This window comes from Pseudosporangium ferrugineum, assembly GCF_003002065.1.
Classification (GTDB): Bacteria; Actinomycetota; Actinomycetes; order Mycobacteriales; family Micromonosporaceae; genus Actinoplanes; species Actinoplanes ferrugineus_A.
The window spans coordinates 1-12,426 of record NZ_PVZG01000031.1 but is presented as its reverse complement, the minus strand read 5'-3'; the positions used below and the strand labels follow the sequence as shown (position 1 = coordinate 12,426).

The following is a 12,426-nucleotide window of genomic DNA, read 5'->3' as shown; positions in this document are numbered from 1 at the left end:
CGGGTGTGTGCGGGGTCACCATGGGGGCGGGAGGCGGCGTTGCCGGGTCGTGGCGGCTTGCGGGTTCGCCCGGCCTCAGACGCCTTCCGCCGCTCGGCTGCGGTTGTGGGCCGGTCGGCGGCGTACCGTCGAAAAAGCGTGCCCTGACCCCCGGCCGACGGCGGCGGACGTCCTGTCGGACCCACGGGGCACAATAGGAAAGGTTTGTCCCCCGACGTTGGAGGTAACGGTGGCGCAAGTAGTACGGCCCGAGCGGTGTGTGGTGGCCGTCGACGGTCCCTCCGGATCGGGTAAATCCACCGTTTCCCGGCGTCTCGCCACGGCCATCGACGGCATCTACCTCGACACCGGCGCCATGTACCGGGCCGTGACCTGGGCCGTGCTGCAGGCCGGCGTCGACCTGACCGACGTCGATTCCGTGATCAAGGTCGCGCAGGAGACCGATCTGTCCATCGGTACGAACCCGCTCGCGCCGCACTTCGAGGCCAACGGGGTCGACGTCGACGCGGCCATCCGCGGTCCCGAGGTCACCGGCGCGGTCTCGGCCGTGGCCGCGGTCCCTCAGGTACGCGCCATGCTCGTGCAGTTCCAGCAGGACATCATCTCCGGGGCGCCGCGCATCGTCGTCGAGGGCCGTGACATCGCCTCGGTGGTGGCGCCCGACGCCGACCTGAAGGTGTATCTGACCGCGTCCGCCGCCGCGCGCGCCCAGCGCCGCAGCGCCGAGGACGCCACCGACGTCGCCGCGACCGAGGCCGACCTGGCCCGCCGCGACAAGCTCGACTCGTCCCGCGCCGCCGACCCGCTGAAGCAGGCCGACGACGCGACCGAGCTCGACACCACGGGACTGGGGATCGACGACGTCGTGAACCGGCTCCTCGACATGCTCAACAGCAAGGTGAGTTCGTGACCGAGTTTCCCGTCGATCTCTCCGAGTTCGACGATGTGACCTTCTCCGACGGCACGTCCCCCGACGGGGACGAGCCGGCCGGGCCGCAACCGATCGTGGCGGTCGTGGGCCGCCCCAACGTCGGCAAATCCACCCTGGTCAACCGCATCATCGGGCGTCGCCAGGCGGTCGTCGAGGATGTGCCGGGCGTCACCCGCGACCGCGTCCCCTACGACGCCAACTGGAACGGCCGCCGCTTCACGGTGGTGGACACCGGCGGCTGGGAGCCCGACGCGAAGGACCGCGCCGCCGCGATCGCCGCCCAGGCCGAGATCGCCGTGCAGACCGCCGACGTGGTCGTCTTCGTCGTCGACGCCACCATCGGCTCCACCGACATCGACGAGAAGGCCGTCCGCATGCTGCGCCGCAGCGCCAAGCCGGTCATCCTCGTCGCCAACAAGGCCGACAACCAGGCCATCGAGCTCGAAGCCACCTCGCTGTGGGGGCTGGGCCTGGGCGAACCGCACCCGATCTCGGCCCTGCACGGCCGCGGCTCCGGCGACCTGCTCGACGCGATCCTCGAGGCGATGCCGCCGGCCCCCCCGATCATCGAGGGCGCCCCGCGGGGCCCCCGCCGCGTCGCCCTCGTCGGCCGCCCCAACGTCGGCAAGTCCTCCCTGCTCAACCGCGTCGCCCGCGAGGAACGCGCGGTCGTCGACTCCGTCGCCGGCACCACGGTCGACCCCGTCGACAGCCTCGTCGAGATGGACGGCGAGATCTGGCAGTTCGTCGACACCGCCGGCCTGCGAAAAAGGGTCAACCAGGCATCGGGTACGGAGTACTACGCGTCCCTGCGCACCGCCGGAGCCGTCGAGGCCGCCGAGGTCGGCGTGGTCCTGCTGGACGCCGCCGAACCCATCAGCGAGCAGGACCAGCGGGTGCTGTCCCAGGTCGTCGAGGCCGGCCGCGCCCTGGTGATCGCCTTCAACAAGTGGGACCTGGTCGACGCCGACCGCCGGTTCTACCTCGACAAGGAGATCGACCGCGAACTCAAGCGCATCCCCTGGGCCATCCGAGTGAACATCTCCGCCAAAACCGGCCGAGCGGTCGACAAACTCGCCCCAGCCATCCGCCGAGCCCTGGCCAGCTGGGAACAACGCATCCCGACCGGCGCCCTCAACCAGTGGCTGACAGCCCTCACCCAGGCCACCCCCCACCCCGTACGCGGCGGCCGAGCCCCCCGCGTCCTCTTCGCCACCCAGGCCGGCGTAGCCCCACCCCGCTTCGTCCTGTTCACCACGGCCCCCCTGGACGCGGGCTACCAACGCTTCGTCGAACGCAAACTCCGCGAGGAGTTCGGCTTCGAGGGCAGCCCGGTCGAGGTATCGGTCCGCCCCCGCAAAAAACTCGGCCCAGGCGGCCGGGGCAAGGCCCACGGGTGACAACCCGCATGCCGGTGTGAAACCGCTAGAAGCCCTGGGGTAGGGTTGTGGTGTTGCCGCGCACTGGGGTATCCGGAGCGTGGCATCGGGCTGTAGCGCAGCTTGGTAGCGCACTTGACTGGGGGTCAAGGGGTCGCAGGTTCAAATCCTGTCAGCCCGACTTGGTGAAAGGCCAGCTCAGCTGGCCTTTTTCATTTCCTCCCGTGAATGCTTCCGGATGTCCACGACACGCATTTTTGCCCGAACGCGCGTACGGTTTACCGAATCGTCGTTGATCACGTCCGTCGTGTCGGTCTGTGGGGGAGCGCGGCGTTGGGTCTCCACGCGAGCCCGTGCATCACGGAAGTGGCGTTGAGCAGGTATTCCTTCCCGCGATCTGCCCGGCCGTCGGCGTGTGGCGACGACCTTGAGTATTGCGGTAGTTCAATGTCCACTCAGGATGATCACGACACATCGGTGACACGAATGCCCGTACGGTGATCTTGGTCCGAACGTCAGGGTGCAGGCCGTAGCCGGTGGGCATGGCGGGTGCCTGCTCAATGTGCACCGGTGAGCGGCGTTCAGACCGCCGGGTCTGTCTCGGTCCTCGCGGCGGCGGCTCGAAGCGTGTCCCGGCAAGGTAGATCGTCCTTGTGGTCGTGGCCATAACTTCATGATCCTGCGCGGTGGCGGTCCGCGGAAGCGGTCCGCGGTGGTCTCCGGTGGCCCCCGGACAGTTGTCGTTGTAGCGGCCGAACGCCGGTCAGCCGTTGGCGGAGCTGGTCGGCGTCGGTCCGGATCACGGTCGCCGGCGCGACCGGCCTCCGACCGTCGGTGGCCCGGCGCAGGTCGCCCGCGACGAGGTCGTTGGTCACGTGCTTGGCCGGGTCGGGTTCGGCCCCCTCGTACCGGATTACCGTCGAGATCGAGTGGTCGGTCACCCAGGCCATCGCCATGTCAGTGTTGTCCGGGTTCACCAAGGCGTCGAAGCTGGTCACCCGGCGGATATCGCCCGGCACCGTGCTGATCCGGCACGGCCGGGCGACGACGACGTCGTACACGCGGACTTCCTGCCGGGCACGACGACGGTGCGGTCACTCGGACCCGCTGCCTCGTGTTGTGACGGCCGCGCTTGACGACCTCGTCGATGTGAGCGTGATCAGATCGCCAGGTCCGTCGAGGTCAGGAGCCAGCGCTGGTTCCGTTCGGCGACTGCCGGCAGGCGAGCACGAACGCGCGTACGAACTCCCGGGGCGGAACCTGAACGAGGTCGCCGTTGAGCACGGCGTAGATCTGCGAACGACGTAATGGGATTAGCTTATCGCGATGCATCGATTCCACCGATGGTCCACCGGCTTGACGGTGCAGCTGACACAGGCGACGACAGAAATCGGAGAGATGCGAATCGTAAACGTCGATATTGCGGGGTGGTCAGCGGTCGAGTTGCCATCGACCTGAGTATGGGCTCACGTCCGGTACCTTGCGCACCAGGTCGATCGCAAACGCGGCAGCGTTGGCAGCGGCCGCCGCCTGTGACCCGGCGCGGTCGAGCGCGAGCTTCCCCGGGTCGGCGCGGTCGCTGACGCCTCGAATCACCAGGGCCGGAAGGGCGTTGTTGAGGTACGACGCCCGGGCCACGCCGGCCCCCTCCATCTCCACGATGGCGGCATCGCCGTAGTGCCGGCGAATGAGCGCCTTCGTCGGAGCGTCGGCCGCCGCGACGACGACCTCCCCGGCCGCGGCGGGTCGGAACCGGACGGCCGGTCGGCCTGCCGCGCTCGGTGACTGGCCCCGCCACCGCCGGGTCCGGCTGACCTGGCGGGCCCACTGCTCGAGGTGATACGGCGCCTCCCAGGCTCGCGGCCGCGCAGCGAAGCCGTCGCCGGACTCGTCGCCGCCGTGGTAGGCATAGACGCGGGTTGCGACGATCACGTCGCCGAGGTCGAGGTCGTCATGGAGTGCACCCGCTACTCCGACAAGCAGCAGGTAGGCCGGGTCGAACAGGGCGGCCGCGCGCTCGGTGAGCACGGCGCTGTTCTGGTTCCCCTCGCCGGTCACGGCCAGCACGACCTGCTGTGAGGACCCGGCGGCGGTACCTACCTCAAAGATCGTCCCCGACGGATGAACTACGGGGCGCAGACCGCGCAGATGGGTCCGGACCGCCGCATACTCAACCTCCAACGCGGTCAGGATGACGACCCTGCCGCTCCGATCGCCGTGCCGGGACCGCGTCATCTGATCCCACCTTCTTCCCTAATCGCCTGCTCCATCCGTGCACGGCAAGAATGCAGCCCCGCCGAGGGCGGAAAGCACCATGTGTTCAACCTTGGTCAGCGTTGTTCAGCCTTGTTTTACGGCGGACTTATAGTGCGTGCAGTGACGTCGCAGAGGGCTCCGTGAGGAGGCGCAACCAGCCGAATGAAAATGCTGCCGTTGCCTGACGGGCCATTGGGCGACCTGCACCGCCGCCTGCGCGACCTGCACCGGGACGCCGGGCTCCCCGGTGCGCCGCACATGGCCGCGAAGACGGACTACACCCACTCCACGATGCGTCGTCTGATGGTCGACGCGGCAACGCCGAGATGGCCTGTGCTCCTGGCGGCGCTCGTGCGCCTGTGTCCCCTCGCGCAGTGGCCGCTCGAGCCGACCATCAGGGAGTTTCATCGCCTGTTCGAGGCGGTTACGAGTGATGCGTCCACCGGTACCGATGTGGCGCCGGCTCCGGTGCTCGTCGACGATCCCGCCGAGTCAGCGCGGCAGGCCGGGAGCACCTCGGCGCGGGCGCTCGTGGTCGGTGTGAACACGGATCGGGCCGGCCTCGTGGACGCGCACGTCAGCGAGCTCGGCGATGTGCTGCTCGAGCTCAACGGGCGCCGGACGGATCGCGTCCACGTCGTGACCGACCTGCCGGCCGCCGATGTGGAGCCGACGTTGCGCAGGCTGTCGGCCGTCATCGACCCGCCCGATGAGCAGCTTGTCCATCTCATCGGGCCCGGTGCGCATGGTTCGCGGTCGGTGTACTTCGCGGCCACGGAGCCGGCGGACGGGCTGCATCTCGGTGCGTTCCTTGAACGCCTTGAGGATGTCAAGGGTCCGAACACACTCGTGCTGCTCGACATCGCCGTGTCCGCAAGCGATGGCACCCACAACCCGCAGCGGTGGAGGCTGCTGTCCGGACACGACGGCCGGGTTGCGGTGCTGGGGGTCGTCATCCCCGGCCAGCCGCAGCTGCTCGGGCGCTTCTCCGAGGCGGTGGCCGTCGTGTTGCGGCGACTGCACCAGGGCACACTCCCGATCCACCCCCGTGAACCGTTCGTGCCGCTGTCCTACCTGCGCGACGCGATCCGCCGGGAACTGACGCTCACCCCCGGGAAGGCCCCACTTCCCGCACATTTCTTCGTCGACGATGTGCCTGTCGGCAACCTTGAGCAGGCCAAGTTCGTCCTGAACCGCCGGTACCGGCCCGACAACGGCGTACGCCTCGAGCTGGCCCAGGACGACGAGGCCCGGGCCTTCCTCGACGAGCTGGCCGCGGAGGCGCCCGCGCTCGACCCGGGCCACTACTTCGGCCGCGCGGCCGGTCGGCCCGGCGCCGACGTCCGCTCGCCCGTGCTGTTCAGCGGGCGGGAAGCGGAGCTGAGTACCCTCCAGACCTGGCTCGACGAGCAGGCCCCGGCGACAGCGCTACGGGTGGTGACCGGCCAGCCCGGGGCCGGCAAGTCCGCGCTGCTCGGGATGATCGTGTGCGCCGCTCATCCAAGCTTGGCCGCGCTGCGCGTCTTCGGCTCGGCGCGACGACAACCGCCCGGAACGTTCGCGGCCGCCCACGCCCGCGGGCTGCTCGTGCAGGAGGTCGTGCGCAGCATCGCCGTACAGCTCGGCCTGGGCCGCGAGGTGCGGGCCGCATCCGAGTTGCTCGCCGCCCTGGCCGCGAGGCCGGCCGACGCCGCCGTTCCGTCGATCGTGATCGACGCCCTCGACGAGGCGACCGCTCCGCGTGAGCACCTCGACCTGCTCCTGCTCCCGCTCGCGGCTCTCGAACGCGCCACCGCTCCGGGGCGTCCGGCGTGCCGGCTCCTCGTGGGTACCCGTCCGTGGCCCGAGTTCGAGCAGCTCATCCGGCGCGCCACCGCGACGGGAGGGCTCTGCGACCTCGACGAGGTGCCGTGGGCTCGTCAGCGCGACGAGTTGAGTACCTACCTGAGCCGCCGGCTGCAGACCCCGTTCTTCGACGAGCATGCGTTCGGCGAGGCCGACGCGGAAACTCTGGCCCGGCGGATCGCGGACAACCTGACCGACCCACGGCGCAACCGAGCCGCGCGGGGCGGTCCGTTCCTCGTCGCCGTGCTGCACGCCCACCGGCTCATGCGCGCCGCATCACGGCCCGGCGCGGATCCGATGTCGCTGCGGGTACCCGCTCACCTGGGCGAGGTACTGGAGCTGGATCTGGCCGCGCGGTCACCCGACCGCCTCCTGCGCCCCATGCTTGTCGCGCTCGCCCAGGCGCGGGGCGCCGGTATCCCGGAACGGCTGCTCCGCGACACGACCGCCACCATGGCGACCGCGTTCCAGCGAAGATCCGCTCCCCAGGCGCGCCGGATCCCGCGCCCCAGCGAGGACCGCATCGCCGACCTGCTCGCGTCGGTGTCGTTCTATCTACGCCGCAGCCCCGGCCCGGACGGCACCACCCATTACCGCTTCTTCCACCAGGCGCTCAGTGACTACATGACCGAGCACCCGGGCGGACCGTCGGAGGACTGGCGATGACCGTCGAATCGAACGAGCGGCAGGTGGTGGCCGAGGCGATGCTCGAAGGGCTGCTCGGCTCGATACGCGGCGCGCGGGCCGGCCGGCCGCGATGGGATGCCGCCGAGCCGTATCTTCTCCGCCACGCCATGGCCCATGCCGTCGCGGCCGGTCAGGTTGACATGTTGCTCACCGACCTCGAGTTCCTGGTGCACGCCGACCCCGAGACGGTACTTCCCGCCCTCGACCTGGCCGCGAGCCCACAGGCGCGCAGACTGGCCACGGTCTACCGCGTCTCGGCCGACAAGCACTCCCGCACCACGGCCCCGGTCCGTCGCCGCCTGCTCAGCCTCGACGCCGCCCGGCTCGGCCTGCTCAAGGAGTCGCAGCGCTTCGTCGCCCCGCAACGGGTGCGTCTGTCGCCGTGGTCACCGATCTGGTCCACCGCCTCACAGGCCGACCCGGCGCTGATGCGGGTAACCGAGGAAAGCGGCTGGGTGACGGCGGTGGCAACCGCGACGATCGACGGGCGCCCCATCATCGCCGTCGCGGTCAGCGACGAGATCTTCCTGCGCGACCTGGCCACCGGCGAGTCGATCGGCCTGCCACTGCGCGGCCACACCGACACCATCCGCGCCCTCCACGCGGCCGACCTCGCCGGGCGCCCGACCCTGTGCTCAGCCGGCGACGACGGGACCGCGCGGCTCTGGGATCTGCGCTCGGCCGAACCGAACCCGTTCGGGCCGACTCCGGCTGACAGCGCCGAACCGCGACCCGCGGTGACCGCCGCCGCGCTCGTCGAACTCGACGGCCGCGCGACCCTGCTCACCGGTACCGCGGATGGCATCCTGCGAATCTGGGACCTCCCCACCGGCGACGTCCGCGAGTGCCCCGGCCACGATCGGCAGATCAGCGACATCGCCGTCGGCGAGGCCGACGGCGTCCCGATCGCCGCGACAGCGAGCTGGGACAACACGGTCCGGATCTGGCACCTGCGCGATGCGACGACGACTGCGGTGCTGACCGGACACGCCACGTGGGTCAACGCCGTGACGATCGTGGCGACACCCGAACGCCTGACCGCTATCAGTGCGGGCAACGACGACACCGTACGCCTCTGGGACGCCAGAACCGGCGAGGCGATCCTCACCCTGGAGAGCCCGATCAGTACCATCCGATCGATCTCGGCAATGTGGACCGATCGCGGTGTCGGGTTGGCCGGTGCCGGAGTGAGCGGCGCGCTGTGCTGGTGGGACGTCTCCTCGTCCGAGATTCGCACCCGGATCCTGACCGGCCACACCGAATCGGTGACCGCCGTGCGCATCGGACACCTGCTCGACATCCCCGTCATCGTCACCGGCGGCGCCGACCGGTCGGTTCGGACCTGGAATCCCGCCACACCGTCGGAACGCGCCACCGCGATCTCGTCCGGGCAACGCCACGACGCCGACATCACGGCCGTCACCCTGGTGACCGTCGCGGGCGAGCGCCTCGTCGCCAGCGGCGACGAGAACGGAACGCTCTGCCTGTGGCGAATCGCCGACGGCACACCCATCGCCAGTCTCGCCGCCGCCGATCTCGGCGCCGCCCCGGCCCCCGAATTCGGCGCGGCGGGGCCCGACATCTTCGCGCTCGCCTCAGCCGATCTGCACGGCGTCCCGACCCTGGTGATCGGCCGCGCCGACGGCTCCTTCACCATCCTCGATGCCGCCACCTCGCGGGTACGGGACACCATCAACGCACACACCGGACCGGTCAGCGCCCTGGCCATCTGCCTCGTCGACGAACGCCCACTCCTGTTCAGCGCGGGCGACGACGCGATCATCCGTGTCCACGACCTCGAAACCGGCGAACCAAGGGCCACGCTGGAGGGACACAACGACGCCGTCAACGCCCTCACCGACCTCGGTGAAGGCATGGTGGCCAGCGGCAGCAACGACGGCACCATCCGTATCTGGCACACCGCGGACGCCGTCCCGCTCGGTCCGGCCCTGCACACCGACGAGGACACCGTCAACTGCCTCGCCGCGCTCCCCAGCCTCGACCCCGGCAGCGCCGGGCCCTTCATCGCGGGTGCGGGAGACGACGGCCGGATCCAGATCTGGGACGTGCCCACGGGACGCCTGGTTCGATCCATACGAGCATCAGGGGAGCCGATCAACTCGATCACCACCGTGGCGACCGCCGACGGCCTGGTCCTGATCAGCGGCGGGGACGACAGCCGGCTGCAGACCTGGGATCCGGCCCAGCCGGGCCTGCTCGACATCAAACCGCTGCCGGCCCGAATCAGGGCCCTGCATCCCCACAACGACCTGCTCGTGGCCTGCTTCGGCTGGGAGGTCGCGGTCCTGCGGTAGCCAACGGTCTGGCGGCGTCGGTGACAGCGGGCATCGGCACGCGTCATCGCGCTTGGGGGTGATGTGCCGGGCGGGTGCGCGGCACTACTGTCGTCAGCGATGACCGACGGCGAATCCGGCGCTGATCCGGCGTCGCCATGGGGCCCCACCGGGGCGGTCGCCGTGCGTGAGGCCGGCCGGTGGCTGCGTACGGCCCTCGGACCGCCGCCGAATGGTGATGTCGAGGTCCGGCGCGCCGCGCTGGCCGCGGCCGGCGAGCTTTACCTCGGCTGGGCGATGTCGGGCGGGGCGATCGCCGTCACCGACCTGACCGCGGCCCTGGCCTGTGCCGTGCTGGCCGGCGCGACCGTCGAACAGCGCGCCGTTCCCGCCCGAGGTCCGCGCCGAGATTGTGACGCTGCTCGAGCCGGCCGCGTGGGTGGACGTCGCGAATGACGCCTTCGGCAACTCGGACGAGGACGACGTGACGGCGTCGAGCCTGATGCGGCTGGCGCTGACCGCGCTTCCGGTCGGGGACCCGCGCCGGGTCGCGGTGGCCATCAACCTGTCCGGGCAGCAGATCGACAGTCAGGATCCGGCGCTTCTCGACGATGCGATCGCCGTCTGTGCGGCGGTGGCGGCCGAGTGGGCGGAGACTCCGGCCGACGGGCTGGCGGATCTGCTGTCCAATCAGGCGCTGGCGCTCGCGAGCCGATTCGAGGCGGCCGGCGGGCGGTTGGACGAGGCGGTCGCCGTCGCCCGCCGTGCGGTTGCCGTCGCGGCTGCCGACCCGGACGATGACGGCACGGCGGTGTCCAGCCTCTCGGTGGTGCTGCGGCTACGGGCGGAGTTCGGCGGGGCCGACGCCGACGCGGTCGGGGCGGTTGAGGCGGCTCGCCAGGCGACGGAGCAGGCGACACCCGGGACGGCGCGGTGGGCGCTCCGGCGCTCGAACACCGCTTCGGCCCTGCGCACCAGGTATGAGATCACCGGCGATCCGGTCCTGCTGACCGAGGCGGTTCACGCGGTGGTGGAGGCGGTCGAGGTCGATCCGGATCCGCGGCTGCTGGTCAATTTCGGCGTGATGAGATTTGCCGCGTACGAACGCAGTGGCGACCCGGAGGACCTGAGCGCCGCCCTGGAGGCCTTCCTGCACGCGCAACGGAACGATGCCCCGGCCGGACTGCTGGAGCCGAACCTGGCGCTGACGCTCAAGACCGCGGGCCAGGCCACCGGCAACGTCGACCTGCTGCGCCGGGCCGCATTGCTCAGCACCGCGGTGCTCGACGGGCTTCCGCCGGCTGCGCCGGGTCGGGTGGCCGCGGCGTCCGCGTTGCTCGACGCGTACCTGACCCTGGCCGACACGGCCGCGGGCGACGACGCCGGCCTGGCCGATGCCGTCCGGCGGGCCGAGCTCGAGGCCGGGTCCGCGTCCGCCGATCACGCCGACCTGCCGAGCCTGCTGTCCACTCTCAGCGTCGCGATGCGGGAGCAGGCGGCCCGGTCCGGATCCGGGACGGAGCTGGACCGCGCGGTCGACCTGGCCCGGCGGGCGTCCGGGCTGATCCCGGCCGGGCATCCGGACCAACGGATCTACGCGTCCAACCTCTCCGCCGCGCTGCTGTCCGCCGCACAGCACACCGGTTCGCCGGCCTTGCTGGACGAGGCGGTCGACCGGGCCGAGCAGGCGTTCACCGCGGCGGAGGGTCGGCCGGTCGGCTTGGGGCCGGTGGCCACCAACCTGGCGCTGGCCCGGCACACCCGGTATCAGCGCCTCGCCCGCCCGGACGATCTGACCGCCGCGGTCCACGCCGCGCGGGCCGCCGTACGCGCCACTCCGGAGACCTCGACTACCCGGGCCGGTGTGCTGTCCAACCTGTCCCTGGTGTTGCGCGACCGGCCCGACGACCCGGAAGGCACGGACAGCCTGACCGAGGCGGTCACGGCCGTGGCCGAGGCGGTACGGCTCACTCCGGCCCCGCACCCGGACCGGCCCGGGTATCTGAGCAACCTGGGCCTGGCCCATGCCGACCTGGCGGAGCGGACCGGTGACCTCGCGCACCTGGAGGCCGCGGTCGACCGCGCGCGGGAGGCGGTCGACCAGGCGCCGGCCGGTCATCCCGGCCGGGCCGGCTACCTGTCCAATCTCGGCATGGTGCGGCTGGACCGCTACCAGCGCTTCGGCGCCCTCGCCGACCTCACCGCCGCGATCGACGCCGCGTCGCAGGCGGTGCAGGCCACGCCGGTCGACCATCCGGACCTGCTCCGCTACCTGGTGAATCTGTCGGGGACGCTGCACGCGCACTTCGAACGCACGGGCGCCCAGGAGAGCATCGACGCCGCGGTCGACGCCGCCGGCACGGCCATCGCAGTGGGCGCTGGGCCGGCGGGCACGACGCCGTCGCCGGGGGACGCGGTGGCCTTCTACAGCCTCAGCAACGCCCTCCAGGCGATATTCGCTCGCCGGCGGGACGCGGCCGTACTGGACCAAGCGGTGGACGCCGCCCGGACCGGGGCCGATCTGCTCCCGGACGATCACCCGCAGAAGCCGATGCTGCTGTCCGGTCTGGCCTCGGCGTTGCAGCTGCGGTACGCGGGCTACGACGATCTCGGCGCCCTCGACGAGGGCATCCGGCATCTTCGCCGGGCCGCCGAGCTGACTCCGCCCGGTCATCCGGACGCGGCCGCCCGCCTGAGCAACCTCAGCGTGGCGCTGGAAACGCGCCACGAACGCGTCGGTGACCCGGAGAGCCTGACCGAGGCGGTCCGCGTAGCCCGCGAAGCCACGACCCGGATGGCCGCCGACCACCCGGACCGGGCCATGGCCTGGTACATCCTGGGCAACGCGCTGGAGACCGAGCACGGCCCGGGGATGGACCCGGACGGCATCGACGCGGCGATCTCGGCATTCCGTACGGCCGCGCTGGTCGAGACCGCGCCTAGACGAGTAGTTCCGATGTCAGGGGTCGATGTCTTGGGTACGAAGGGAGGGTGTCCAAGATCGTGTTGTGACGCAAGACCTGGACACCCTCTT

The 12,426-nt window shown here is 71.0% G+C and carries 8 protein-coding genes and 1 tRNA gene; 7 read left to right on the top strand and 2 right to left on the bottom strand.

Annotated features, from left to right (window positions below):
- Positions 1–229 precede the first annotated feature (229 nt).
- From cmk to CLV70_RS35455, 3 genes are all read left to right on the top strand, one after another.
- Positions 230–910, top strand: coding sequence for a (d)CMP kinase (gene cmk, locus CLV70_RS35465; protein WP_106131003.1), 681 nt, complete (start codon positions 230–232; stop codon positions 908–910).
- Positions 911–945: 35 nt separating this feature from the next.
- On the top strand, positions 946–2,331 hold the full coding sequence (gene der, locus CLV70_RS35460) for a ribosome biogenesis GTPase Der (RefSeq protein WP_106131029.1): 1,386 nt from the start codon (positions 946–948) through the stop codon (positions 2,329–2,331).
- An 86-nt stretch (positions 2,332–2,417) separates the two neighbouring features.
- Positions 2,418–2,491, top strand: a tRNA-Pro gene (locus CLV70_RS35455).
- Between the two features lie 490 nt (positions 2,492–2,981).
- Here the strand turns inward: CLV70_RS35455 and CLV70_RS35450 are convergent.
- The gene (locus CLV70_RS35450) at positions 2,982–3,371 is read right to left on the bottom strand and encodes a hypothetical protein (RefSeq protein WP_106131002.1); all 390 of its coding nucleotides are present in this window, start codon (positions 3,369–3,371) and stop codon (positions 2,982–2,984) included.
- 370 nt (positions 3,372–3,741) lie between these two features.
- The gene (locus CLV70_RS35445) at positions 3,742–4,545 is read right to left on the bottom strand and encodes a 5'-methylthioadenosine/S-adenosylhomocysteine nucleosidase family protein (RefSeq protein WP_106131001.1); all 804 of its coding nucleotides are present in this window, start codon (positions 4,543–4,545) and stop codon (positions 3,742–3,744) included.
- Between the two features lie 198 nt (positions 4,546–4,743).
- On the opposite strand from CLV70_RS35445, the gene CLV70_RS35440 reads away from it, so the two are divergent.
- The 4 genes from CLV70_RS35440 to CLV70_RS35430 all read left to right on the top strand — a co-directional run.
- The gene (locus CLV70_RS35440) at positions 4,744–7,077 is read left to right on the top strand and encodes an ATP-binding protein (RefSeq protein ID WP_146164290.1); all 2,334 of its coding nucleotides are present in this window, start codon (positions 4,744–4,746) and stop codon (positions 7,075–7,077) included.
- Complete coding sequence (locus CLV70_RS35435) at positions 7,074–9,413, top strand: WD40 repeat domain-containing protein (RefSeq protein ID WP_106130999.1); 2,340 nt, start codon at positions 7,074–7,076, stop codon at positions 9,411–9,413. Before CLV70_RS35440 ends, CLV70_RS35435 begins: the two co-directional genes overlap by 4 nt.
- 99 nt (positions 9,414–9,512) lie before the next feature.
- The gene (locus CLV70_RS39390) at positions 9,513–9,848 is read left to right on the top strand and encodes a hypothetical protein (RefSeq protein ID WP_146164289.1); all 336 of its coding nucleotides are present in this window, start codon (positions 9,513–9,515) and stop codon (positions 9,846–9,848) included.
- Positions 9,805–12,426, top strand: a 2,622-nt coding sequence (locus CLV70_RS35430) for a tetratricopeptide repeat protein (RefSeq protein WP_158277910.1), incomplete at its 3' end; no start/stop codon positions are given. The genes CLV70_RS39390 and CLV70_RS35430, both read left to right, overlap by 44 nt.